Genomic DNA, 25,658 nt, shown 5'->3' with positions numbered 1-25,658 from the left:
GGCAGCATTTCCAGAGTCAGCCATGTCGAACATCCACGCCATCCGCACCCTGATTTCCGCTTCGATTATCTCGCTGGCCATGCTGCCCGCAGTCGGCTTCTCGCAGGCACTGCCGGCATCGACGTCCGTCACCAGCACGCTTGACTACCGGATGAACGAGCGCGTCATCCAGGTACCGGCCGGGCCAGATGACGTGCTGCTCGAAACCACGGTGTTCCAGCCCGATGGCGCCGGGCCCTTCCCCTTGATCGTCATCAACCACGGCAAAGATGCGGGCCGCCCGAGCCTGCAGTCGCGCGACCGCTTCTATCATATGGCGTCCGTGTTCGTGAAGCGTGGCTACGCGGTGATGGTGCCGATGCGCCAGGGCTTTTCCAAGTCGGGCGGACGCTACCGCGATCGCGGCTGCGACATGACGGCCAATGGCTATACCCAGGCCGAAGACATCCGCGCCACCCTCGCCTACGCACGCCAGCAACCGTGGATCGACGGCGCGCGCATGATCGTGGCCGGCCAATCATACGGCGGGCTGGCCGCCATCGCACTGGGCACCGAAGCGCTGCCGGGCGTGCGCGGCCTGATCAATTTTGCGGGCGGCTTGCGCGACGACAGCAACCGCTGCGCATGGCGCTCGCAGCTGGTGGCGGCGTTTGCCGATTACGGCGCCAAAGCCAAAGTCCCAAGCCTGTGGATGTACGGCCAGAACGATTCGCTGTTCGGCCCGGAGCTGGCCAGCCGCATGCACGCTGCCTATGCCGCGGCCGGCGGCCGTGGCCGTCTGGTCGAATTCCCCGCCTTCAAGCGCGACGCGCACGGCATGCTGGCCAGCCGCGACGGCGAAAAAGTCTGGCTGCAAGATACCGAACAGTTCCTGCGCGAGATCGGCATGCCGACCGCCGTCGTGGTCGACGTCCCTGCCCCGCCCAGCCCGGCGCGCACCGATTATGCGCGGGTCGACGATATTGCCGCCGTACCGTTCCTGTCCGAGACCGGCCGCCGCGCCTACCGCGACTACCTGACCAAGATGACGCCGCGCGCGTTTGCCGTGTCGGCCAGCGGCGGCTGGACCTGGGCCGAAGAAGGCGAAGATCCGGACGGACGCGCACTGGCGACCTGCTCTGCCAAGAGCAAGGAGCCCTGCCGGCTGTACTCGGTCGACGACTATGTGGTCTGGCATGACGAGCGCATCGACCGGGCCGAGAAAGCAGCAGCCACGGCGGCGCTGATGCTGGCGCCGAACCCGATAGCCGACTCCGATCCGACGACGTCGGTGGGCAGTACGACCGCGCGCTGATCGCGCAGGCTTGTCAAGCGGCCTGCGCAGTTCTTCCTGCATGAGTTCGCTTTACTGTGCGTCAGGTCGATCCAGCGCAAACCGCCGCTTGGTGATGCATCAGACAATGCGGCTGTCGCATTGTCCGGAGCATACCCATGGTTCGTCTCGTTCACGCCTGCGCTGCCGCGCTCCTCGTCGTCGTCTTCGGGCTGCTGGCCGCGCCCGTCGCCCATGGCGCGAACAACGATCCCGTCGTGCTGGTGCACGGCTTTCTGGGCTTCGGCCCCGACGAATTCCAGAAGAGCGGCTTCAATTATTGGGGCGGCTATGGCGACATCGCGGCGCACATGCAGGTCTACCGCGGCCCGCACACGGTGGTTGCCGCCGCCGTCAGCCCGATCGCGTCGAACTGGGACCGCGCCGCCGAGCTGTATGCGCAAATCAAGGGCGGTTGCGTGGACTACGGCAAGGCGCACGTTGCCGCGCAGGGCGTGCCCGGTCAGGTGCAAAAGCCGCCCGGCAAATGCTGGGCCGCCGATCCCCGCGACAATCCGCAAGGGTATCCGCCGGCGCTGCACCCGCGATGGGGCCGTGACCATCCGATCCACATGATCGGCCACAGCCAGGGTGGCATGACCATCCGCGCCCTGATCCAGCTGCTGGAGCACGGTGCAATGATGGACGAAGGCGACGGCGCGCTGTTCAAGGGCGGCAAGAAGGGCTGGATCCGCAGCGCGACGACCATCTCGGCGCCGCACGATGGCACCACGCTCAGTGATGCGGTCCTGAATATCCTGCCCAATGTGCCCATCGTGCTGCGCGACATCCTGCGCAGCCGGGCTGCCAGCTGGGAACTCGCGCCGGACGGCGCCCGCGAATTCAACCGGTGGGCGCTGACTTCGCCCAGCGTCTACTATTTTTCAGTGGGCACCCTCGCCACCGCCAGCGGCAGTTGGTGCTGCAACGGCACTGACCGCGCGATCGCACCGATCCAGACAACGGCGTTCCAGTACGCGCGCGCCGACATGATGCCCTACTTCAAATCGTTCGCCGGCGAGTGGATCGTGCCCTCGCCCGCCCAGCGCGGCATGGGCAGCTACACCGTCAATGTGCCAAACCGGGTGCGCATCGACAGCGACTGGTTCCCGAGCGACGGCGTCGTCAACACCGTCAGCATGCGCGCGCCCGGCGGGCATCCGGTGCGCGACTACAACGGCACGGCGCTGCGCGGAACATGGAACTTTCTCGGCAACTACCCGGGATACGACCACTTCGATATCCTGAACTGGCCCAATCAAGGGCCATCGGCTGATCCGCTGTACGACCGGATCAGCGACATCCTCTTTGCGCTGTAGCTCAGGATGACAACACCTCGTGGGGCCGGTGGATGCGCACGATCTGCAAGCCGTCGGGCTGGTCCACCAGCATGCACAGCTTGCCGGTGCGCTTGCAATGGTCTTGCACGCGCCAGTAGTCGCCGTGGCTCATGCAGCCGGTCTGGCAGATCACCAGATCGGCGGCCTGCAGGCTTGCTTCCAGGTCCGCGGCCAAGCCGGCCGGCGTGTGCGCCGAGTGACCCGCGCTGCCCGTCTGCCCGGCCAGCTCACGGCGCTGTAGTGCGCGCATCAACTCATGCACGCGCGCCTGCAACGTGGCCACCTGGCGGCCCAAGGCCACGCGTCGGCCCAGGCCCGGTAGCGCCGCATCAAGGGCGGCGCGGTCTTCGCGTTCCCACGCCAGTGCCGTCGCAGCGCGGATCGTCGCGCCCCGCGCGCGGATCAACTGCGCCTCCATGGTGGCGATGCGCGCGGCCTGTTCCTGCAGCAGTACACTGCAGCGCGCCTGCGCGTCGGCATGTGCACGTAGCAACGTTACGTGTTCGCCAGCCAAGCCGTCGGCTTCCCGGTATGCGGCCATCTGCGCCTCCTGTTCCTGAACCAACACCCATCTTAGATGAGAACGATTCTCATTTCAAGGGCGCGTCGAAGGGGGGACAAATCGACACATCGTGACGTGAGAACAAACTTTCACGATACAATATGGCCCTGCTCACCTGTGCGTTACCCCAACGGCCCATGACCCAGGCATCTCCCGACCAACTCGACATTTCCAGCTGTGCCAGCGAGCCCATCCGCACGCCTGGCGGTATCCAGCCCCACGGCTTCATGCTGACGCTATCGCCTGCACTCGACGTGTTGCAGGCCAGCGCCAACCTGCTACCGCTGGCCGGTCTGGCGGCGGAAGCGGCGATCGGCTTGCCATTGGCAGCCGTCATCGGCAAGGCCTGTGGCGAGCGCATGGCGCGCGAACTGGCCACCGACAAGCTTGGTCAGCGTCCGATGTATCTGGGCACCGTCACGCTTGGCAACGACCGCCATTTCGATGTGATGGGCCACGTCTGGGACGGCCTGGTGATCGCCGAGTTTGAAGCTGTCGATCGCGCCGAGCCCGCCGATTTTCGGCACCTGTATCCGCTCATTACCGATTTTCTCGCCAAGGTCGGCGAACAGGCATCGATCCCTGCGCTGACCGAGCTGGCGGCCCACCATATACGTTCCGTCACCGGCTACGGCCGCGTGATGGTGTACCGGTTCGACCCCGATGGCCACGGCCGCGTGATGGCCGAAGCCAAAGCGCCCGACTACGACTCGTATCTGAATCAGTCGTTTCCGGCCAGCGATATTCCATCCCAAGCGCGCGAGCTGTACCTGAGCTCGCCGATCCGCGTCATCCAGAATGCCGACTACGATGCCTCACCGCTGGTACCTGAGGTCAATCCCGCCACGGGCACCCGTAACGATCTGACGTACGCTGCGCTGCGCAGCGTCTCGCCCGTGCATCTGCAATACATGCGCAATATGGGCACGCAGGCCTCGATGTCGGTCTCACTGATCGTCAAGGGCAAGCTATGGGGGCTGATCGGGTGTCATAACGCCGCCCCGTGCGCGGTATCGGTCGAAAAACGCACGGCCTGTGAACAGCTCGGTCAGATCCTCGCGTTGTGCGTCGAGAGCCGCGAAGACAGCGCGGAGCTGCAGTTCCGCCTGGACGTGCGCCGCATCATGGTCGAAATCCTTGGCCGCCTGACCAAAAGCGCCGACTTTATCGACAATCTGCGCGGCGTGTCCGGCGAGCTGCTGCGCTTTGCCCGCGCCGGCGGCGTGGCCATCGTGGCAGACGAACGTATCTTCACTTACGGCGATACGCCGGACGACGCCGCTATTCGCGACCTGTCGACCTGGCTTGCCGTGCATGGCCACACCGAGGTATTCCACACCGACGAGCTCGCCGCCGTGTACCCGCCGGCCAGCGCCTTTCTCCACAATGCCAGCGGCCTGCTGGCGCTGCCGATCTCGCGCATCCACCAGCACTATCTGCTGTGGTTCCGCCCCGAAATGATCCAGACCGTGGAATGGGCCGGCAATCCATACGAGAAGGAAGCCGCCCCTGGTGCGCCGAGCCGGTTGTCGCCGCGCCAAAGCTTCGCCACCTGGCGCGAAACCATCCACGGCCACAGCCTGCCGTGGCACGCCGCTGAAATTGAAATGACCACCGAGTTCCGCACAGCGCTGCTGGGCATCGCGCTCGAGCGCGCCGAGCAGATGGCCGAACTGGCCGAAGAACTGGGCCGCGCCAACAAGGAACTCGAAGCGTTTTCGTACTCGGTCTCGCATGACCTGCGCGCGCCGCTGCGCCACATCGCCGGCTTTTCCGACCTGCTGCTCGAATCGGCCGGCAGCGAAGACGTGGCGCTGCGCCAGCGCTTTTTAAAGAACATCAAGGAGTCGGCGCGCCTGGCCGGCAAGCTGGTCGACGATCTGCTGTCGTTCTCGCAGATGGGCCGCGCCGCGCTGCGCCCCACCAGCATCGACATGACCGACCTGGTGTCGGGCTGCATCGACAAGCTGGGCCTCGAGATCGGCCAGCGCCGCGTCGACTGGCACATCGACCGCCTCCCCGTCGTGCAGGGCGATCCGAGCTTTCTGCACCTGGCGATGTTCAACCTGCTGTCCAACGCGGTCAAGTTCACCAGCGGGCGTGACCCGGCCGTGATCCGGATCTGGGCCGAGGATGCCGGCGACGACATCGCGTTCCACGTAGCCGACAACGGCGCCGGCTTCAACCGCGACTACGTGCACAAGCTGTTCGGCGTGTTCCAGCGCCTGCACCGGATGGAAGATTTCCAGGGCACCGGCATCGGCCTGGCCAACGTGCGCCGCATCATTGAACGCCACAATGGCCGCGTCTGGGCCGACTCGATCCTGGGCGAAGGTGCAACGTTCTCCTTCACCCTCCCCAAACAAGCCATCACAGAACAAGGCACCCATGCTTAAGCCCATCCTCCTGGTAGAAGACAATCCCCACGACCTGGAGCTCACCCTCATCGCCCTGTCGAAGAGCCAGCTGGCCAACGAAGTCGTGGTCGCACGCGACGGCGCCGAAGCGCTCGACTATCTGCACCGGCGCGGCGAATTCGACGGCCGCCAGCTCGGCAATCCGGCCGTGATCCTGCTCGACCTGAAATTGCCGAAGGTCGATGGACTCGAAGTGCTCAAGGAAATCCGCACCACCGCCGAACTGCGGTCAGTGCCGGTGGTGATGCTGACGTCGTCCAAGGAAGAACAGGACGTGATCCGCAGCTACGAGCTGGGTGTGAATGCGTATGTGGTCAAGCCGGTCGATTTCAATGAATTCGTGCGCGCCATTGCCGACCTGGGGATCTTCTGGGCGGTGCTCAACGAGCCGCCGCCAGGCTCGCACCGTTACATCAAGCCGAAGTGACTGGCCGTTTGCGGCTTGCCTGAGGCGCGCCGCGAACGACGCAGCAAATGACGGATGCGCGCACTGAGCGCGTCCGGATGGTAGGGTTTCTGCAGCAGGTGGACCGACGCGTCCAGCTTGCCTTCGTGGGTCAGCACGCCCTCGGCGTAGCCCGACGTGTACAGCACTTCGCACTCCGGTAGGTGACGCCGCACGATCTCGCCCAATTGCAGGCTCGACAGCGGCCCCGGCATGATCACGTCGGTAAACACCAGGTCGATATGCCGGCCCTCTTCCACCAGCGCCGCCGCGCTGGCCGCATCGCGCGCTTCCAGCACATCGTAGCCCAGCGCCGACAGGATGCCGCAAGTCGATGAGCGCACGTCGTCTTCGTCTTCGACCACAAGAATGGTTTCCAGGCCGCCCGTCAGCGACGGATGCACGGCTGCCTCCGCTTGCTCGGCCGGGATTGCGGTGCTGCGTGGCAGATAGATACGCACGCTGCTGCCCTTGCCCGGCTCACTGCGCAGCACGATTTCGCCACCCGACTGCTTGACGAAACCATATGCCATCGACAGCCCCAGGCCCGTGCCCTGGCCCGTCGGCTTGGTGGTGAAGAACGGCTCGAACGCCCGGCGCAGCACGTCGGGCGGCATGCCCTTGCCCGTATCGGCGATCTCGAGCATCACGTAATCGTTGTGCGGCACGTCGGGCGGCAAATCGTCGTCGGCCGTCGCGTTGATGGCGCGGATGGTCAGCGTGCCGCCATCGGGCATCGCGTCGCGCGCATTGATGACCAGGTTCAGCAGCACATTGTTGAGCTGATTGGGATCGACCATAGTGCTGCCCAGCTCGGGCGCGACTTCGGTCTCGACCCGGGTGCCGGCGCCAAGAACACGGCGCGCCATGTCGTCGAGCTCACGCACGAGGTGGGTCGGGTCGATGACGACTGATTGCAACGGCTGGCGCCGCGCGAAGGCCAGCAGGTGCGCGGCCAGCTTGGCGCCGCGCTCGACGCCCGACAGCGCCATCTCGACGCGCGTACGCGCAGCATCGTTCAGGTTGCCGACCATCTTCAGCAATTGCAGATTGCCGCCGATGATTTGCAGGACATTATTAAAATCGTGGGCCACACCGCCGGTGAGCTGGCCGATCGCTTCCATCTTTTGCGCCTGGTGCAGCGCCATCTGGCTCGCTGCCAGTTGTTCCTGGCTCAGGCGCAGCGATGCGAAGGCTTCATCACGTTCACGCCGCGCAACGCAGGCGCCGCTGTGATACCGCACACGCGCCACCAGCTCACGCGGATCGGGCCACTTGACCATGTAGTCGTTGGCGCCGATGGCAAAGGCCTTGGCCTTGGTGTCGGGGTCGTCTTCGGAAGAAAGCAGGATGACCGGCACGTCATGCGTGTCCGGATGCGCGCGCAGCATCGCAATCACATCAAAGCCATCCAGACCGCCAGGCATGCGCAAATCGACGATCACCACCGTCGCAGCGACATCGCGCGCAACCTCGACGGCGCGCGAGGGGCTCGACTCATAACGAAGCTGATGGCCAACACAGCTCTTGAGGCCATGGGCGATGATGTCCTGGGCAAACGACTCGTCGTCGATCAACAGCACGGAACAAACGGTGGAGTTGTCTTCGATCATTGCAAACTGCGTCGCTTTCAGGGCTGGAGGGGTAACGTGCTGCGCGAGAATTCAGGGTTAATTCTACACTAATACCATTTAACAAGGGTTCGTCCCGCTTGGTATCATTCTGGCAAACACGGGTCAAGACTTGTGCGGTAAAAAATCGCCCTGCATATGACGCGCATGCCACATCACCAAGCCACTACCACGCCCGATGACCCCTGCCCACTGTGCGGACGGCCGCTGGGGACCGAGCACGTCGACCGCCATCATCTGATCCCGAAGACGTTCAAGGGGCGCGACCAGTACCCGATCCACAAGATCTGCCATCGTAAAATCCACTCGGCGTTCACCGAGCGCGAACTGCTGCAGACCTATCACACGTGGGAATCGTTGCGCGGGCATGCGGATATCGCGGCGTTCATCGCGTGGGTGGAGAAGAAGCCGGCTGGGTTTTATACGCGCACGTACACCGCGAACAAGAAGAAGGGGCGCTGACGGAGTAACCGGCGCCGGAAATGCAAAAAGGGCCGCATTCGCATGCGGCCCTTCTCTTGTTCTGGCTCCCCGACCTGGACTCGAACCAGGGACCTGCGGATTAACAGTCCGTCGCTCTACCAACTGAGCTATCAGGGAATTGAGGCAATATTATAGCCGGGCATTTGCGGTTTGACCAGAGCAGTGTGTGAATCGGCTGGCTGGCCGCTGCCAAAGGGCGCTTTTGATATAGTCGCAGCTTCCCACCACCTCCTTGATCCCCGAACGACCATGACCATTTCACGCACCCTCGGCACCCCACTCTCCCCTTCCGCAATCCGCGTCATGCTGCTCGGCTCGGGCGAACTGGGCAAGGAAGTGATCATCTCGCTGCAGCGCCTGGGCGTCGAGGTGATCGCCGTCGACCGTTATCCAAACGCGCCAGGCCACCAGGTCGCGCACCGCGCGCACGTGATCGACATGACCGATGGCGCGGCGCTCGAAGCGCTGATCGCGCAGGAACGCCCTCACCTCGTGGTGCCGGAAATCGAAGCGATCGCCACCGACAAGCTGGCCGAACTGGAAGCGGCGGGCGTCATCACCTGCATCCCGACCGCACGGGCAGCGCAACTGACAATGAACCGCGAAGGCATCCGCCGCCTGGCCGCCGAAGAACTGGGCCTGGCCACATCGCCCTACCAGTTTGCCAGCAGCCTGGACGAACTGCAGGATGCCTGCGCTGCCGTGGGCTTTCCGTGCGTGGTCAAGCCGGTGATGTCGTCGTCGGGCAAGGGCCAGTCGAAGCTCGATAGCGCGGATGATGTGGCCGCGGCCTGGGCCTACGCTGCCAGTGGCGGACGGGTTGACGCGGGACGCGTGATTGCCGAAGGCTTCATCGACTTCGATTACGAAATAACGCTGCTGACGGTGCGCTCGCTGGGCGCGGATGGCGAGGTCGTAACGAGCTTCTGCGATCCGATCGGGCACAAGCAAGTTCAGGGCGACTACGTCGAATCGTGGCAGCCGCATCCGATGCAGCCGCTGGCACTGGAACGTTCGCGCGACATCGCCGCCAAGGTCACAGGCAATCTGGGCGGGCTGGGCGTGTTCGGCGTCGAACTGTTTGTCAAGGGCGACATGGTGTGGTTCTCGGAAGTGAGCCCGCGCCCACATGACACGGGCATGGTGACGATGGCCAGCCAGGTGCAGAGCGAGTTCGAACTGCATGCGAAGGCGATTCTCGGCTTGCCAGTGAACGTGGCCCTGCGCGCACCGGGCGCATCGGCCGTGATCTACGGTCAGCTCGATGAAACGGGTATTGCGTTCGAGGGCGTGGCCGAGGCGCTGCAGGTGCCGGGCGCCGATGTGCGCCTGTTTGGCAAGCCGGAGTCGTTTGCACGCCGGCGCATGGGCGTGGCGCTGGCGACGGCGGACGATATCGCCACGGCGCGTGAACATGCGCTTGAGGCAGCGGCGAAGGTCAAGCCGGTGTCGGGCAAATAAGCCAATCCAGGCCCCAATACAAAAAGGGCCGCATTTGCATGCGGCCCTTCGTATTCTGGCTCCCCGACCTGGACTCGAACCAGGGACCTGCGGATTAACAGTCCGTCGCTCTACCAACTGAGCTATCAGGGAATTGAGGCCGCATTATACCTGCTGGTGTCGATTTCGCAAATTTTTCGACAAGAAAATCTAGCGAGGGATCCGCGCCAGCAGGCGTTTGAGTGTATCGATCACCAGTTCCGGCTCGGACAACTGCGGAAAATGCGCACTGCGCTCGGCCACGACCCGCTCGCCCAACGGCGACAAGGCGGCCAGCGCCAGCTGCGAACGCTCCCGTTCACGCACCAGCGCTGCCGGCACCAACCATCTCGGCAGGCGCTTCGTACCCGACAGCACCGTCACCGGCACGGGCGGGAACGCCGGCGCCTCAAGGATATCCCTCACGGTCTCGCGCTCGTTGCGCAGCTCGTCGAACGCATCACGCGGCGACACGCGGTCGAGCAGCTTGACGAAGCCCCGCTGCAGCGCCGACTGGTGCTGCTTCAGATTGTCGACGTCCTGCGGCGCCGTCGCCTCGATGAACAGCACGCCTGCCACCTCATCGGCGAACTCGCGCGCGAACAGGTTGGCGTGCAGGCCGCCAAACGAATGCGCCACCAGCACGAACGGCGGCGGCACCTTGGCGAACTGCAGCAACAGGCGCAGCTGCGCGACGACGGTCTCGCCATACTGCGCCTCGGTCGGCTTCGGACTGCCGCCCGTACCCGGCCGGTCGTAGCTGAACACGGTGCCCAGCGCCTCGATCTCGGGATACAGCTTGAACCAGCCATCGAGCGGGCCGCCAGCGCCGCCGATCAGCACGATCGAGGGACTGCCCTGCCCGGCTCGCGCGAAGCGGAACATCTGCCCTTCGATCAGGGTGGCGTGGCTCTTGAGTGGTTGCTTCACGCGAACTCTCCAAAAAGACGACATAACGCCGCATAACGAAAAAGGCCGCATCCTTCGATGCGGCCTTCTTGTATTCTGGCTCCCCGACCTGGACTCGAACCAGGGACCTGCGGATTAACAGTCCGTCGCTCTACCAACTGAGCTATCAGGGAATTGAAGCTGGCATTATATGGTTCATGAAACGTTTCTGTCAAATCAGAACACGCGTTTCGTTTTCCATCTGCTGCTGCTCTCTTGCGCGCTTGCAGCGATCAAGAGAGCCAGGATTTTAGAGAACTTTGGCGATGGCGTCAACGACGCGATCGATGTTCGTCGAATTGAGCGCAGCGACGCAGATGCGGCCCGTGTCCACGGCGTAGATCGATTCGTCGCGCAGCTTGCCCACTTGCTCTTTGGTCAGGCCCGAGTACGAGAACATGCCGACCTGCTGGCGCACGAATTCGAAGTCGTGGCCTGGTGCCTTGGCCTTGAGCTTCTCGACCATCGCGCCGCGCATCTCGCGGATGCGCACGCGCATGCCGGCCAGTTCTTCTTCCCACAGCTTGCGCAGCTCAGGGGTTGCCAGCACGGTGGCGACCACCTTGCCGCCGTGGGTTGGCGGGTTCGAGTAGTTGGTGCGCACGACGCGCTTGAGTTGCGACAGCACGCGCGTGGCTTCTTCGCTCGTGGTGGCCACGATCGACAGCGCACCGACGCGCTCGCCGTACAGCGAGAACGATTTGGAGAACGAATTCGACACCAGCATCGCCATGCCAGTTGCGGCAAAGCGGCGCACGACGGCGCCGTCTTCATCGATGCCGTTGGCAAAGCCCTGGTAGGCCATGTCGAGGAATGGCACCAGATTGCCGGCCTGAACAGCAGCAATCACCTGATCCCACTGGTCTTGCGTCAGGTCGGCGCCGGTCGGGTTGTGGCAGCACGCGTGCAGGACGACGATGGCGCCGGCCGGCATGGCTTTCAGTGCGGCCAGCATGCCGTCGAAGTTCACGCCGCGGGTGGCTGCGTCGTAGTACGCGTAGTTGTGGACCGTGAAACCGGCGCTCTCGAACAGCGCGCGATGGTTTTCCCAGCTTGGGTCGCTGATGTACACGTCGGACGCTGGCAGGAAGCGCTTGAGGAAGTCGGCGCCGATCTTGAGCGCGCCGGTGCCGCCGATGGCTTGCACGGTCAGCGCGCGTTTCTCTTGAATTACGGGGCTGTCGGCACCAAATACCAGCTCTTGCACCGCTTTGTCATACGCTGCCAGACCTTCGATCGGCAGGTAGGTTCGCGGGGTTGGGTGCTCCATCAGTTTCGCTTCCGCTTTCTGCACGCACTCGAGCAGCGGCACTTTGCCCTTGTCGTCATAATAGACACCCACGCCGAGGTTGATTTTCGCGGTGTTCGTGTCGGCGTTGAAGGCTTCGGTGATGCCCAGGATCGGGTCGCGTGGGGCCATTTCAATGGCACTGAACAGGCTGGCGGAGGCAGTGGAAGTCATCTGATAAACTCGGTTTTGTTGGCTGGATTGACAGCGGCGGGGTTTGCAATTGTATAGACAGCGGCCCTTGAACCTGCGGGGCCGCGAGCGGATTCTCATTCTAACAAAGGTCTGTAAGCATGGCTGAATTATCCATCGCAACTTCTCCCGAACCGACCGTCATCACGTTCCCGGATTCGCCGTTCAAACTGCACCAGCCGTTCGAGCCGGCGGGCGACCAGCCCACCGCGATCAAGGGCCTGATGGAAGGCATCGACGACGGCCTGATGTACCAGACGCTGCTGGGCGTCACGGGCTCTGGCAAGACCTACACGATGGCCAACGTGATCGCGCAGGCCGGCCGGCCCGCGATCATTTTTGCGCCCAATAAAACGCTGGCGGCGCAGTTGTATTCGGAGTTCCGCGAATTCTTCCCGCAAAACGCGGTCGAGTATTTCGTCTCGTACTACGATTACTACCAGCCTGAAGCCTACGTGCCGCAGCGCGACCTGTTCATCGAAAAGGACTCGTCGATCAACGAGCACATCGAGCAGATGCGCCTGTCGTGCACCAAGTCGCTGATGGAGCGGCGCGACGTCGTCATCGTCGCCACCGTTTCGGCGATCTACGGTATCGGTAATCCCAACGAATACCACAAGATGATTCTGACGCTGCGCCACAAGGACAAAGTGGCCCAGCGCGACATCATCGCGCGCCTGATCCAGATGCAGTACACGCGCAACGAGATGGATTTCTCGCGCGGCTCGTTCCGCGTGCGCGGTGACACGATCGACATCTTCCCGGCCGAGCACGCCGAACTGGCGATCCGCGTCGAGATGTTCGACGACGAGATCGAATCGCTGCAACTGTTTGATCCTCTGACGGGTCGTGTGCGCCAGAAGATCCCGCGCTTTACCGTGTATCCGGGCTCGCACTACGTCACGCCGCGCTCGACCGTGCTGCGTGCGGTCGAGTCGATCAAGGCCGAGCTGCGCGATCGTCTCGAAGAATTCCGCCAGCAGAACAAGCTGATCGAAGAGCAACGCCTCGAGCAACGCACCCGCTTCGACCTCGAGATGATGGCCGAGATCGGTTTCACCAAGGGCATCGAGAACTATTCGCGCCACCTGTCCGGCGCGATGCCGGGCGAGCCGCCGCCGACGCTGATCGACTACCTGCCGAAAGACGCGCTGATGTTCATGGACGAGTCACACGTGATGATCGGCCAGCTCAACGCGATGTACAACGGCGACCGGTCGCGCAAGGAAAACCTGGTCGAGTACGGCTTCCGCCTGCCATCGGCGCTGGATAACCGGCCGCTGAAGTTCGTCGAGTTCGAAGGCAAGATGCGCCAGACGATTTTCGTCTCGGCCACGCCGGCCGAGTACGAACAGGGCCGCGCCGACAACGTCGTCGAGCAGGTGGTGCGCCCTACGGGCCTGGTCGATCCGATGATCATCGTGCGCCCTGCCCTGTCGCAGGTCGACGACCTGATGGGCGAGATCAACGACCGCATCGCCAAAGACGAGCGCGTGCTGGTGACGACACTCACCAAGCGCATGTCCGAGCAGCTCACCGAATACCTGGGCGACCACGGCATCAAGGTGCGCTACCTGCACAGCGATATCGACACGGTCGAGCGCGTGGAAATCCTGCGCGACCTGCGCCTGGGCACCTTTGACGTCCTGGTCGGCATCAACTTGCTGCGCGAGGGTCTCGATTTGCCGGAAGTGTCGCTGGTAGCCGTGCTCGACGCCGACAAGGAAGGCTTCCTGCGCTCCGAACGTTCGCTGATCCAGACGATCGGCCGCGCGGCGCGTAACCTGAACGGCGTGGCGATCCTGTACGCGGATCGCGTCACCGATTCGATGCGGCGCGCCATCGACGAAACCGAACGCCGCCGTGCCAAGCAGATCGCGTTCAACCTCGAGAACAACATCATTCCAAAAGGCGTGCACAAGAAGATCAAGGAAATGATCGACGGCGTGTACAACCCGAATACGGAGCGCGAGGTGCTGCAAGACGCCAAGGAAACGGCGAAGATCGAGTCGATGAGCGAGAAGCAGATCAGCAAGGAGATCAAGCGCCTCGAAAAGCTCATGGTCGATCACGCCAAGAACCTGGAGTTCGAGAAAGCCGCGCAGGTGCGCGACCAGTTGCATGTGCTCAAGCAGCAGGCGTTCGGCGCGCCGGGCGCCGACAACGTCGTCTCGATGCTGGGCAAGTAAGGCCAGCAGTGCGTTGCCGGCTTAGCGTTCTACGCTGGCCAGCAACGTCAGCAACCGGTCCAGGTCGGCCGGCTTGACCATGTGATGGTCGAAGCCAGCTTGCTGTGCACGCTGCTGGTCTTCGGCCTGGCCGTAGCCTGTCAGCGCGACCAGCACGGCCCCCGCTGTCGCCGGCTGTGCACGCAGGCGACGGGCCAGTTCGTGGCCGTCCATATCGGGCAAGCCGATATCGAGCAGCGCCACGGTGGGCGGTTCGCGCAATGCCGTCGCCAGCGCGCTCGCGCCATCGAATTCGACGCGGACTTCGTACCCATTCATCTGCAGCAGCGTAGCCAGCATCTCGGCGGCATCGACGTTGTCGTCCACCACCAGCACGCGCATGCCTGATGCGTCAGGCACAGAGGCGGCTGGCGCCGGGGCTGGCGCCTCCACGACCGGTTCCAGCAACGGCAGGTAGACGACAAATTCGCTGCCCTCGCCCAGCCCATCGCTGAGCGCATCGACGCGGCCGCCATGCAACACCACCAGGCTCTTGACGAGCGCCAGTCCCAGGCCCAGCCCGCCTTGCGAGCGATCGGGCGTGCGTTCGGCCTGTGTGAATAGGTCGAAGATATACGGCAGCATCGGCGGCTCGATACCCTGGCCATTGTCACGCACGGCAATGCGCACGTCGCTGCCATCCATTCGCACGCTCAACACGATGCGGCCTCTGGCAGGTGTGTATTTGGCAGCGTTGTTCAGGATATTGGACAGCACCTGGATGAGGCGCGTGCGGTCGCCCAGCACGTACAGACCAGGTTCGATGTCGAGGAACAGCTCATGGTGGCAGCTGTCGAGCATCGGCCGCACCTGCTCCACCGCTTCGTGCACGAGCGGCTCGACCGCCACGGGTTCCTGCGCCATCGTGACCTGCCCGCGCGTGACGCGCGAGACGTCCAGCAAATCGTTCACGAGCGCCGTCATGTGCTCGGCCTGGCGCGCGATGATCGCGCTGGCGCGCGCAATGCCGGGCACGTCCATCTGGCCGCGCTGCAGCAGTTGCGCGGCAGTGGTGATAGGCGCGAGCGGATTACGCAGTTCGTGCGCAAGCATCGCCAGGAAGTCATCCTTCTGGCGGTTGGCTTCGCGCAGCTCGTCCTCGATGCGCTTGCGCACCGTGACGTCGCTGCCTTCCAGGAAAATACCCGTCACCCTGCCCTGCTGGTCGCGGATCGGCTGGTAGACAAAATCGAGAAAGCATTCCTCGAGCGGGCCGTCCGGTTCGCGCTGCACGCGCAGCGGCACGGCATGGCCGACGAACGGCTGGCCGCTGGCATATACCTGGTCGAGCAGCTCGAAGTAGCCCTGCCCCTGCACCTCGGGCAAGGCGTCGCGCACCGATTTACCGATCAGATCGCGATGGCCGACCAGCGTCAGGTAGGAGCGGTTGGTCAGTTCAAATACATGGTCGGGGCCGCGCAACACGGCGATGATGCCGGGCGCTTCTTCGAACAGATTCACCAGGCGCGTGTTTTCTTCTTCGCGATAACGCTGTGCCAGCACTTCGTTGGTGATTTCAACGCAGGCGCAAAACATGCCGACGACCATGCCGTCATCACCGCGCACGGGCGAATACGAAAAGCGGAACCAGGTCTCTTCGTCGTACCCGTGGCGGCGCACGGTCAACGGAAAGCGCTCGAGGTAGATGGACTCGCCGTCCATCGTGCGCGCGACCATCGGCGCGATCTCGTCCCAGATATCGGGCCACACATCACAAAAACGCAGGCCGAGCGACGCCGGATGCTTGGCGCCCAGGATCACGCTGTAGGCATCGTTATACAGGAAGCCGAGTTCGTCGCCCCAGGCGACGAACATCGGAAACTTGGAGTCGAGCATCAGTGCAACGGTCGTGCGCAACGCCTGCGGCCAGTCGCGCGGATGCCCGAGTGGCGAAGTAGTCCAGTCGTGTTCGCGCATCAGCGCACGCACCGTGCCGTCGCCGAGGAATAATGACGGTTCTTGCCGCACGTCCGTCGGCGCTCCCACTACCTGATTCATACCCATGATGCTTCGTGTTGATCCGCGCACATCGCGCAAGCGAAGTGTGCCAGATTTGCCGCTTCGCTCACGCACGCCAGCGTAAAACGAGCGTGACGCGAGCGTTACAGCGTCCGCACAAACTCGCGAATACCGCCCAGCAGCATCTCGACCGCCATTGCAGTCAGGATCAGGCCCATCAGGCGCTCGAACGCCGTCATGACCTGCGGACCGAGCTTTTGCTGCAGCTTCTCGGCGCTGAGGAACACGGCCAGCCAGACGATGCCGACTGCCGCCAGTGCGGCCACGTGGACCATCGTTTCAGTAAAGCTGGTGGCCGACAGCAGCAGCACGGTGGCCAGCGCCGATGGGCCGGCCAGCGCAGGAATCGCCAGTGGCACGATGAACGGCTCGCCCCCTTCGCTCTTGCCCAGCACGCCATCGGGGTGCGGGAAGATCATGCGGATTGCGATCATCAACAGGATCACGGCGCCGCCGATGCGCAGCGCGATCGGGCTCAGGTGCAGTGCTTCCAGGAAGTGCTTGCCGAAGAACATGAACACCAGCAACAGCACGAAAGCAATCGCGCACTCGCGAATCACGATGCGGTTGCGGCGCTCGAGCGGGGTGTCTTTCAGGGCGGCCGCGAACAGCGGGACGTTACCGAACGGGTCGGTCACGAGGATGAGCAGGATGAAGGTGGAGAAAAAGCTTTGGGTCATGGCTTGTTATTGTTGGGTTGACCGACTTTGGGACAGACGCAATCTTACCAGAGGGCATGGTTGCATAGACAGCTTCTTGGCGCCCGACTGTGGCATAAAAAAAGCGGGAACAGGCTGCTGCCTGTCCCCGCTTCGACCGCTCGATGAACGAACGGGCTACTTCTCGAACGATTATTTCTCGAACTTTTTCAGCCAGGCCGCCAGCTGATGCGGACGCAGGCCATCGTACTCTTCGAACGGCTGGTGAATCCATGGGTTGTGCGGCAGATCGTCCAGGAAATAGTCCGGACGAATCGACGACGTGCCCTTGACCCAGATGACCGCCGATTTGACTTCGGTGACCTGCGGGTAGTTCTCGGTCAGGTGCTGGCTGACTTTACGCAGCGTCACGCCCGAGTCGGCCAGATCGTCGACCAGCAGCACGCGGCCGGCCAGTGGACCCTTGGTCATCGTCATGTACTTCGAGATGTCCAGGTCACCTTGCTTGGTGCCCGCTTCTTCGCGGTACGAGCTGGTCGACAGGATCGCCAGTGGCACATCGAAGATGCGCGAGAACACGTCGCCCGGACGCACACCGCCGCGCGCCAGGCACAGGACCTGGTCGAACTTCCAGCCCGATTCATACACTTGCAGCGCCAGGCGCTCGATCAGGCGGTGGTATTCGTCCCATGAGACCCACAGGTCTTTTTCCGTCGATACAGGGGAATTCATCTTTTTTGACTCCAGATTTTGTCGTTATGCCGCGAACGGGTGGCGCAGCACGATCGTTTCTTCGCGGTCAGGACCGGTCGAGACCATGTCGATCGGCACGCCGACCAGTTCTTCGATGCGCTGGATGTAGGCGCGGGCGTTGGCCGGCAGCTCTTCCATCGACTTGGCGCCGACGGTGCTTTCGGTCCAGCCTGGCATCTCTTCGTACACTGGCTCGCAGCGGGCTGCGTCTTCAGCGCCGACCGGGAAGATGTCGACCGCGCGGCCGTCGATCTTGTAGCCGGTGCACAGCTTGAGCGACTCGATGCCGTCCAGCACGTCCAGCTTGGTCAGGCACATGCCCGACACGCCATTGATCTGGACCGAGCGGCGCAGCAGCGCAGCGTCGAACCAGCCGCAGCGACGGGCGCGGCCCGTGACGGTGCCAAACTCGTGGCCCACGCGCGACAGGTGCTCGCCGACGCCAGCGTCGGTTGGCAGTTCGGCCGGGAACGGGCCCGAACCGACGCGGGTGGTGTAGGCCTTGGTGATGCCCAGGATGTAGTGCAGCATGTTCGGACCGACGCCAGCGCCGGCAGCGGCATTGCCGGCCACGCAGTTGGACGAGGTGACGAACGGATAGGTGCCGTGATCGACGTCCAGGAGCGAACCCTGCGCGCCTTCGAACAGCAGCTTGCCGCCGGCTTTGTGCGCCGCGTACAGGGCGGACGACACGTCGCCGACCATCGGACGCAGGCGTGGCACGAGGGCCATCGCGTCGTCGAACGTGGTCTGGAAGTCGATCGCTTCGGCGCCCAGGTAGTTCACCAGCACATGGTTGTGGTAGTCGAGGTTCTCTTTGAGCTTCTCGGCAAAGCGCTCTGCGTTGAGCAGGTCGGCGATGCGGATGGCGCGGCGGGCGACCTTGTCTTCGTAGGCCGGGCCGATGCCCTTGCCCGTGGTGCCGATCTTGTTCTCGCCACGCTTGAGTTCGCGTGCCTTGTCGATGGCGACGTGGTACGGCAGGATGATCGGGCAGGCTTCCGAGATCATCAGGCGCGAGACGACTTCGACGCCGGCCGCGGCCAGCTTGTCGATTTCGCGCATGACGTCCGGCACCGAGACCACGACACCGTTGCCGATGTAGCAGGCGACGCCTTCGCGCATGATGCCCGAAGGGATCAGCTGCAGCGCGGTTTTCTGGCCCTTGATCACCAGGGTGTGACCAGCGTTATGGCCGCCCTGGAAACGCACCACGCCAGCGGCGTGGTCGGTGAGCCAGTCGACGATCTTGCCCTTGCCTTCATCGCCCCACTGGGTGCCGATGACAACGACGTTCTTTGCCACGTTAGTATTTGACATCACTTAACCTAAGTTTTTGAGAATCCAATTTCCACTTTCGAGGACGAGTACGCGGTCGCACTCGAACTCGTCCTGAACATTGTCGTGACCCGGCATGCTCTGGATCACGACTTCGCCTGCCTTGCGCAGGTCAGCGATTTTTTCCTTCAGCTCGGGGGCATTGCCCCACGGCGCGCGAATGGAATGCTTGCGCTCTGCCATCGGCAACAGCCGGGCCAGCTCGCGCAGGTCGAGCGAGAAGCCCGTTGCGGGCCGCGCACGGCCGAACGCTTCGCCCACATGGTCGTAACGGCCGCCGCGCGCAACTGCGTTCGGCAAGCCCGTCACGTACAGCGCGAACATGGCGCCGCTTTCATACTGGTAGCCACGCAGGTCGGCCAGATCGATTGCGATCTCGGCGCGACCCAGCGCGCCGGCGGCCAGCGCCGCCAGTTCGGCCAGCGCACGCTGCACGCCCGGCAGCGCCGGCAGTGCGTCGCGGGCTTCGGCCAGCACGTCGATATTGCCGTACAGGCGCGGCAAGGCCAGCAGCGCCTTGCGGGTCTGCGGGTAGTAATTCTGCGAGATGGCGTCCAGGCCCGGCGCATCCTTGGCGCGCAGCAGGCAATAGAGCTGGTTCTCGTCGCGCTTGGCTGCCGGGTCGTCGTCGAGCAGTGCGCGCAGCACGCCGACGTGGGCCAGGTCCAAGCGAACATTCGTGAAGCCGGCCAGGGCCAGCGAACCCAGCGCCAGTTCCTGGATCTCGGCATCGGCTTCGAGGCCGGCATGGCCGTAGATCTCGGCGCCGATCTGCATCGGCTCGCGCGTGGCGTGCAGGCCCGACGGGCGGGTATGCAGCACGCTGCCGGCGTAGCACAGGCGGGTGATCGAGTCGCGGTTGAGCAGGTGCGCGTCGATGCGCGCGACCTGCGTGGTCATGTCGGCGCGCAGGCCAAGCAGGCGGCCGGACAGCGGATCGATGACCTTGAAGGTTTTCAGGTCGGTGTCGGCACCGGCGCCGGCCAGCAGCGAGTCGAGATACTCGAGCAGCGGCGGCATGACCAGTTCGTAACCGTAGAGCCGGAAGTTGTCGAGCATCAGTCGGCGCAACTCTTCGATCTTGCGCGCTTCGGACGGCAAGACATCGGCGATATTTTCAGGCAATAGCCAATTCGGCATGGGCAACGACGTTATGGGTTTGGGATAGTCAATGGCAAGCGTCGTACGACAGGCGTGCCAGCGCACGACGCGAACGCCGAATCGGTGATTTTAACCGAAAACCACCAGATTGAGGCAGCGAAAGCGGGACTGGCGGGGGTCAAGGTTGATAATCTGCCACGATGCCGGACAGTACGGGTAATGCCTGCCGCAGACGACACTGGGGGAGCAAGGCCGATGGCTCTGCTCCCCCAGATTGTTCAACTACCCCCGCAGCAAGGCGGGAACAGCGTTATTTGCCGCCGCCTGCAGGCGCCTTGAAGTACTTGAAGAACTCCGAGTTCGGATCGACGACGAGAACGTCGCTGCGATCCTTGAAGCTCGCGCGGTATGCTTCGAGCGAACGGTAGTAGCGCGCGAATTCCGGGTTCTTGCCGAAGGCGTCTGCGTAGATGGCCGATGCTTTGGCATCGCCGTCACCCTTGACTTTTTCGGCGTCGCGGAACGCTTCGGCGATGATCACGGTGCGCTGGCGATCGGCGTCGGCGCGGATCTGCTCGGATTCAGCAGCACCGGTCGAACGCGATTCGTTGGCGACGCGAACACGCTCGGCGCGCATGCGTTCGTACACCGAATTGATGTTTTGCTCGGTGTACTCGACACGCTTGAGGCGCACGTCGACGATGCCGATGCCAACTTCCGCGGCTTCAGCAACGAGCTTGGCCTGCACTGCTGCCATCACGGCTGCGCGCTGGCCCGAAATCACTTCACGCACGGTGCGCTTGGTGATCTCATCGCTCAGTGCCGCCTTGATGACCTGCGACAACCGGTTCTGCGCGCGCGTTTCATCGCCCGCGAAACTGACGTAGTACAGGCGCGGATCGCTGATGCGCCACTTGATGAACGAATCGACCAGCACATTGCTCTTCTCGGACGTGATGAAGCGGTTCACGTCGGGCGTGTCGAGCGTCAGGATGCGCTTGTCCATGTAGACCACGTTCTGGAACGGTGGCGGCAGTTTGAAGTGCAGGCCCGGCTTGTCGATCACTTCCTTGACCTGGCCAAGCGCGAACACAATCGCGAAGCGGCGCTGGTCGACAACGAAAATGGTGGACGACAGCAGCATCAGTGCGATGAAGCCGGCCACGAAGATGGTAACGAGGCGGTTCATTAACGGGTCTCCCGATCACGTGAGGAATCACGGCTGCGCTCATCACGCTGGCGCACCGCTTCCAGGGCCTGGGTCACTTCGGCTGGCTGGGCAGTGCCTGGCACTTGCACCGGACCCGACTTGCTGCCGACCTGGGCATCGTTGGCTGCAACCTGCTGCATCAGCTTGTCGAGAGGCAGGTACAGCATATTGTTGTTGGCACGCGAGTCGATCATCACCTTGGTGGTGCTGGAGAAGATCTGCTGCATCGTGTCGACGTACATGCGGTCACGGGTCACGCCCGGGGCCTTGGCGTAGGCAGCGACGACCTGATCGAAGCGCGACGCGTTACCGGTCGCGTTTTCAACCACCATCGAGCGATACGCTTCGGCGTCCTGTTGCAGGCGGAACGCCTGGCCGCGTGCAGCCGGAATCACCTGGTTGGCATACGCTTCACCTTCGTTGCGGGCGCGGGCACGATCCTGGCTGGCGCGCACGGCGTCATCGAACGCGCTCTGGACCTGCTCCGGCGGTTGCACACCCTGCATCGTCACGTTGCTGATCAGGGCGCCCAGCTTGTAGCGATCGGTGATCGTCTGGATCAGCGTCTGCACATCAGCCGCGACTTTCTCGCGGCCTTCGTACAGGACGAAGTCCATTTTGCTGCGACCGACCACTTCGCGGATCGCCGTTTCGGCTGCCTGACGCACGGTGTCGTCCTGATCGCGGTTGTTGAACACCCATGCGACCGGGTCTTTCAGCGTGTATTGCACGGCAAACTGAATGTCGACGATGTTTTCGTCGTCGGTCAGCATCAGCGATTCCAGCGGCTGCTTGTTGCTTGCCGTGCCACGGTAGCCGATCTCAGCCGTACGGATGGTCGAGACATCGACAATCTCGTGGGCCTGGATCGGATACGGCCAGCGCCAGTTGAAACCAGGCGTCGTCGTATGGCTCAGCTGGCCGAAGGTCGTGACGACAGCGGTTCTACCCTCTTGCACGATGAACGCGCCGGAAGCCAGCCAGATGAAGCCGACGATGATGGCAATGACGCCCGCACCGATGCCGGCGCCGCGCATTTCGCGGTTCGGACCACCGCTGTCGCCGCCACCGTTGTTATTGCCACGGTTGCCAAACATCTTGTTGAGACGCGCATTGAAATCGCGCCACATCTGGTCGAGGTCGGGCGGACCGTCGCCCGGACGGCGACCGTCCTGGGCCTTGCGGTCATCTTCTGGGTTGCGGCCCCAGCGTGGGTCGTTCAGCGACAGTTTGACGCCGAATCTTTTTAGTATGGAAACAAACATAGGCTTAGCGTGGCCCGACAAGGGTGGAAGTTGGCAGATGGTCGGCAGGACCTTCGGGTAGCGCGCCAGGCAGCGCGTCCACCGACGCATCGACCTCGGCGAGCTCGAAAGCGTCGTCCTGTTCTTCGTTTTCCGGGGTGGCTCGATAGCTTTGACCAGGTCCGGACTTGGCCGTTTCGGCGATCGCCGAACGCAGCAGATCCAGGCCGGCGCCGCTATGGGCACTGATAAACACCCGGTTGATCTTATCATACTCATCACGCTCGACCCCGGGCTCCAGGCCCGCAGCATCGATCTTGTTCCAGACCAGAATTTGGGGAACATGATCGGCGCCGATCTCGCGCAATACCTCGTTGACCTGCTCCACCTGCTCCATGCGCGTCGGTGACGCGCTGTCGACCACGTGCAGCAGCAGGTCGGCGTGGATCGTCTCTTCGAGCGTGGCGCGGAATGCCGCCACCAGCTGGTGCGGCAAGTCGCGCACGAAGCCGACGGTGTCAGAAATGACGACACTGCCTACCTCGTCGCCCAGATACATGCGGCGGCTGGTCGTGTCGAGCGTGGCAAACAGCTGGTTCGCCACGTAGACGCCGGCCTTGGTCAGCGAGTTGAACAGCGTCGACTTTCCGGCGTTGGTATAGCCGACCAGCGAAACGGAGAACGTGTTGTTGCGGCCGCGCTGACGGCGTTGGGTCTCGTGCTGCTTGCGCAGCTTGGCCAGCCGCGCGCGCAGCGCCTTGACGCGTTCGCCAATGAGTCGGCGGTCGGTCTCGAGCTGGGTTTCACCCGGACCGCGCAGGCCGATACCGCCCTTTTGCCGTTCAAGGTGAGTCCAGCCGCGGATCAGGCGCGTGGCCAGGTGCTGCAACTGGGCCAACTCGACCTGCAGCTTGCCCTCGTGGCTCTTGGCGCGCTGCGCGAAGATATCGAGGATCAGGCTGGTACGGTCGACGACGCGCAGCTCGAGACGACGCTCAAGGTTACGCTGCTGGGCAGGCGAGAGTGCGTGATTGAAGATGACGATGTCGACGCCGAGTGCCTTGGCGTCGAGGGCGATTTCATCGGCCTTGCCGCTGCCGATGAAGAGTGCGGGATCGGGGCTCGAGCGCTTGGCCGTGATCGTGGTGATCGGTTCGGCGCCAGCGGACTTCGCAAGCAGGGACAACTCTTCGAGACTGGCGTTGAAGTCGCCAGTCCCGAAGTCGATGCCGACCAGGGCTGCGCGCATGAGCGGCGTGCCGGGGGCGTCAGCCATCGGCCTTACTCGGCTTCGCTGGAGTCAAGATTGAGGTTGACGGCGCGGGCCGGCACGACGGTAGAGATGGCGTGTTTATAGACCATCTGGGTCACGGTGTTGCGAAGCAGGACGACGTATTGGTCGAAGGATTCGATATGACCCTGCAGCTTGATACCGTTGACCAGGTAGATCGAGACAGGGACGTGTTCCTTGCGCAAGGCGTTGAGGAATGGGTCTTGTAACAGTTGCCCTTTGTTGCTCATAACAGCTCCGTGATGTTGTTGTAGTTAAAAGTTTGAGGCGATTTGCCGATTTTCAAGTAGTCATGCCACATGGGTGAGGCCATATTCTGCCAAAGCGAATGCGGCCCTGAACTACTGTAACCTGTTTCGCCACTTTTTGTCGTACTGCTACGGCTTCGCGAACGGGTTCTTGCCACTGCGCAGCTCGATCCGCAGCGGTGTGCCGACCAGGCTGAACGTCTCGCGGAAATGCTTCTCGAGATAGCGCTTGTAAGGCTCGCTGATCCCATCCAGGGCATTGCCGTGGATGACGATGATCGGCGGGTTCTGGCCACCCTGGTGGGCGTAGCGCATCTTTGGACGGCCCGAGCCCTTGCGCTTCGGCTCTTGCTTCTCTACCGCCTCTTGCAGCGCGCGCGTCAGGCGCGGCGTCGACAGATTGGCAGTGGCTGCAGCATAGGCCGCCTCGACCGATTTCATCAGTTGCGTGATGCCGGTGCCGCGCAGTGCCGAGACGAAGTGCGTGTTGGCGAAGCTGAGGAAATCGAGTTTGCGGTCGAGATCGATTTTGACTTCGTCGCGCTCGTCGGTTTTCAGGCCATCCCATTTGTTGACAGCGACCACCAGCGCCCTGCCCGACTCCAGGATGAAGCCGGCGATGTGCGCGTCTTGCTCCGAGATGTCTTGCTGGGCGTCGAGCAGCAGCACGACGACGTTGGCGTCGGCGATCGACTGCATCGTCTTGACCACCGAGAACTTCTCGATGGCCTCAAAGATCTTGCCGCGACGGCGGATACCCGCAGTGTCGATCAGCGTGAACTTCTTGCCGTCGCGTTCGAACGGTACTTCGATCGAGTCGCGCGTGGTGCCCGGCATGTCGAAGGCGATCACGCGCTGCTCGCCGACCAGCGTATTGATCAGGGTCGACTTGCCCACGTTCGGGCGGCCGACGATGGCGATCTTGATGCCATGGTCGACGTGCTCGAGTTCAGCCGGCTCGTCCGGCCGCGCGGCGAATGCAGCGTCGAGGGCTTCGACCACGAGGTCGGTCACGCCGTCGCCGTGGGCGGCCGAAATGACGTACGGGTCACCCATGCCGAGTTCGTAGAAGTCGGCGGTGACGGCCGTGTACTTCATGCCTTCGGATTTGTTCACGACGAGCATGACCTTGCGGCCGCTCTTGCGCAGAAAATCGGTGATGGTCTTGTCGTGCGGGGTCAAGCCCTGGCGACCGTCAACGATGAACACGACCACGTCGGCTTCGGCGACGGCCTGGCGCGTTTGCAGCGCCATTTCGTGCATGATGCCTTCTTTGGCGACCGGCTCGAAACCGCCCGTGTCAATGACCAGGAATGGTCGTTCGCCAATGCGGCCTTCGCCGTAGTGGCGGTCGCGCGTCAGGCCTGGCATGTCGGCCACCAACGCGTCGCGCGAACGGGTCATGCGGTTAAATAAGGTCGATTTCCCGACGTTGGGTCGACCTACGAGTGCGATTACCGGCTTCATGTT

General features: G+C 63.2%; 21 protein-coding genes and 3 tRNA genes. 7 read left to right on the top strand and 17 right to left on the bottom strand.

Annotated features, from left to right (window positions below; all coding sequences use genetic code 11):
• Positions 1-22 precede the first annotated feature (22 nt).
• Positions 23-1,294 carry a prolyl oligopeptidase family serine peptidase gene (locus tag IFU00_05800; GenBank protein MBD8541798.1) on the top strand — a complete coding sequence of 424 codons (1,272 nt, stop codon included), beginning with the start codon at positions 23-25 and terminating at the stop codon, positions 1,292-1,294.
• Positions 1,295-1,431: 137 nt separating this feature from the next.
• Positions 1,432-2,631 carry a hypothetical protein gene (locus IFU00_05795; protein MBD8541797.1) on the top strand — a complete coding sequence of 400 codons (1,200 nt, stop codon included), beginning with the start codon at positions 1,432-1,434 and terminating at the stop codon, positions 2,629-2,631.
• A gap of 1 nt (position 2,632) precedes the next feature.
• Here the strand turns inward: IFU00_05795 and IFU00_05790 are convergent, their stop codons facing one another.
• Complete coding sequence (locus tag IFU00_05790) at positions 2,633-3,193, bottom strand: DUF2325 domain-containing protein (protein MBD8541796.1); 561 nt, start codon at positions 3,191-3,193, stop codon at positions 2,633-2,635.
• Between the two features lie 158 nt (positions 3,194-3,351).
• Here IFU00_05790 and IFU00_05785 point away from each other — a divergent pair, with 158 nt between their 5' ends.
• Both IFU00_05785 and IFU00_05780 read left to right on the top strand, forming a co-directional pair.
• Positions 3,352-5,610, top strand: coding sequence for a GAF domain-containing protein (locus IFU00_05785; GenBank protein ID MBD8541795.1), 2,259 nt, complete (start codon positions 3,352-3,354; stop codon positions 5,608-5,610).
• Entirely contained in the window at positions 5,603-6,058 is a 456-nt protein-coding gene (locus IFU00_05780; GenBank protein ID MBD8541794.1) for a response regulator, read from the top strand. Before IFU00_05785 ends, IFU00_05780 begins: the two co-directional genes overlap by 8 nt.
• Here IFU00_05780 and IFU00_05775 read toward each other — a convergent pair.
• Positions 6,040-7,689 (bottom strand): response regulator, encoded by a 1,650-nt coding sequence (locus IFU00_05775; GenBank protein ID MBD8541793.1) that lies wholly within the window; start codon positions 7,687-7,689, stop codon positions 6,040-6,042. The genes IFU00_05780 and IFU00_05775 overlap by 19 nt on opposite strands.
• A 165-nt stretch (positions 7,690-7,854) precedes the next feature.
• On the opposite strand from IFU00_05775, the gene IFU00_05770 reads away from it, so the two are divergent.
• Positions 7,855-8,169: an HNH endonuclease gene (locus IFU00_05770; protein MBD8541792.1), complete on the top strand. Its 315-nt coding sequence runs from the start codon at positions 7,855-7,857 to the stop codon at positions 8,167-8,169.
• Between the two features lie 62 nt (positions 8,170-8,231).
• Here IFU00_05770 and IFU00_05765 read toward each other — a convergent pair.
• A tRNA-Asn gene (locus tag IFU00_05765) sits at positions 8,232-8,307 on the bottom strand.
• Between the two features lie 132 nt (positions 8,308-8,439).
• On the opposite strand from IFU00_05765, the gene purT reads away from it, so the two are divergent.
• A complete protein-coding gene (purT, locus tag IFU00_05760; protein MBD8541791.1) occupies positions 8,440-9,651 on the top strand; it encodes a formate-dependent phosphoribosylglycinamide formyltransferase in 1,212 nt (403 codons plus the stop codon).
• Positions 9,652-9,707: 56 nt separating this feature from the next.
• Here the strand turns inward: purT and IFU00_05755 are convergent.
• From IFU00_05755 to IFU00_05740, 4 genes are all read right to left on the bottom strand, one after another.
• Positions 9,708-9,783, bottom strand: a tRNA-Asn gene (locus IFU00_05755).
• Positions 9,784-9,840: 57 nt separating this feature from the next.
• The gene (locus IFU00_05750; GenBank protein ID MBD8541790.1) at positions 9,841-10,599 is read right to left on the bottom strand and encodes an alpha/beta hydrolase; all 759 of its coding nucleotides are present in this window, start codon (positions 10,597-10,599) and stop codon (positions 9,841-9,843) included.
• Positions 10,600-10,675: 76 nt separating this feature from the next.
• Positions 10,676-10,751, bottom strand: a tRNA-Asn gene (locus IFU00_05745).
• A gap of 116 nt (positions 10,752-10,867) precedes the next feature.
• Positions 10,868-12,079, bottom strand: a complete 1,212-nt coding sequence (locus tag IFU00_05740; protein ID MBD8541789.1) for an aspartate/tyrosine/aromatic aminotransferase — start codon at positions 12,077-12,079, stop codon at positions 10,868-10,870.
• Between the two features lie 119 nt (positions 12,080-12,198).
• On the opposite strand from IFU00_05740, the gene uvrB reads away from it, so the two are divergent.
• A complete protein-coding gene (uvrB, locus tag IFU00_05735) occupies positions 12,199-14,286 on the top strand; it encodes an excinuclease ABC subunit UvrB (GenBank protein MBD8541788.1) in 2,088 nt (695 codons plus the stop codon).
• A gap of 21 nt (positions 14,287-14,307) precedes the next feature.
• On the opposite strand, the gene IFU00_05730 is transcribed toward uvrB, so the two are convergent.
• The 10 genes from IFU00_05730 to der all read right to left on the bottom strand — a co-directional run bounded on the left by IFU00_05730 (position 14,308) and on the right by der (position 25,655).
• Complete coding sequence (locus IFU00_05730; protein ID MBD8541787.1) at positions 14,308-16,329, bottom strand: PAS domain-containing protein; 2,022 nt, start codon at positions 16,327-16,329, stop codon at positions 14,308-14,310.
• Positions 16,330-16,427: 98 nt separating this feature from the next.
• On the bottom strand, positions 16,428-17,024 hold the full coding sequence (locus tag IFU00_05725) for a MarC family protein (protein MBD8541786.1): 597 nt from the start codon (positions 17,022-17,024) through the stop codon (positions 16,428-16,430).
• A 171-nt stretch (positions 17,025-17,195) separates the two neighbouring features.
• Complete coding sequence (locus tag IFU00_05720) at positions 17,196-17,735, bottom strand: phosphoribosyltransferase (GenBank protein MBD8541785.1); 540 nt, start codon at positions 17,733-17,735, stop codon at positions 17,196-17,198.
• A 24-nt stretch (positions 17,736-17,759) separates the two neighbouring features.
• On the bottom strand, positions 17,760-19,076 hold the full coding sequence (locus tag IFU00_05715) for an adenylosuccinate synthase (protein MBD8541784.1): 1,317 nt from the start codon (positions 19,074-19,076) through the stop codon (positions 17,760-17,762).
• Positions 19,077-19,079: 3 nt separating this feature from the next.
• Positions 19,080-20,234: an ATP phosphoribosyltransferase regulatory subunit gene (locus tag IFU00_05710; GenBank protein ID MBD8541783.1), complete on the bottom strand. Its 1,155-nt coding sequence runs from the start codon at positions 20,232-20,234 to the stop codon at positions 19,080-19,082.
• A gap of 271 nt (positions 20,235-20,505) precedes the next feature.
• Positions 20,506-21,384, bottom strand: coding sequence for a protease modulator HflC (gene hflC, locus IFU00_05705; protein ID MBD8541782.1), 879 nt, complete (start codon positions 21,382-21,384; stop codon positions 20,506-20,508).
• The gene (gene hflK, locus IFU00_05700; GenBank protein MBD8541781.1) at positions 21,384-22,670 is read right to left on the bottom strand and encodes an FtsH protease activity modulator HflK; all 1,287 of its coding nucleotides are present in this window, start codon (positions 22,668-22,670) and stop codon (positions 21,384-21,386) included. The genes hflC and hflK overlap by 1 nt, the downstream gene beginning before the upstream one ends.
• 4 nt (positions 22,671-22,674) lie before the next feature.
• A complete protein-coding gene (gene hflX, locus IFU00_05695) occupies positions 22,675-23,925 on the bottom strand; it encodes a GTPase HflX (GenBank protein MBD8541780.1) in 1,251 nt (416 codons plus the stop codon).
• A gap of 5 nt (positions 23,926-23,930) precedes the next feature.
• Entirely contained in the window at positions 23,931-24,170 is a 240-nt protein-coding gene (gene hfq / locus IFU00_05690) for an RNA chaperone Hfq (GenBank protein ID MBD8541779.1), read from the bottom strand.
• A gap of 147 nt (positions 24,171-24,317) precedes the next feature.
• Positions 24,318-25,655 carry a ribosome biogenesis GTPase Der gene (der, locus tag IFU00_05685; GenBank protein MBD8541778.1) on the bottom strand — a complete coding sequence of 446 codons (1,338 nt, stop codon included), beginning with the start codon at positions 25,653-25,655 and terminating at the stop codon, positions 24,318-24,320.
• Positions 25,656-25,658: the final 3 nt, after the last annotated feature.

The organism is Oxalobacteraceae sp. CFBP 8761 (genome assembly GCA_014841595.1).
Lineage (GTDB): Bacteria > Pseudomonadota > Gammaproteobacteria > Burkholderiales > Burkholderiaceae_D > Telluria.
Note: the sequence above shows the minus strand (reverse complement) of the source record. Positions and strands in the feature narration are given on the sequence as shown.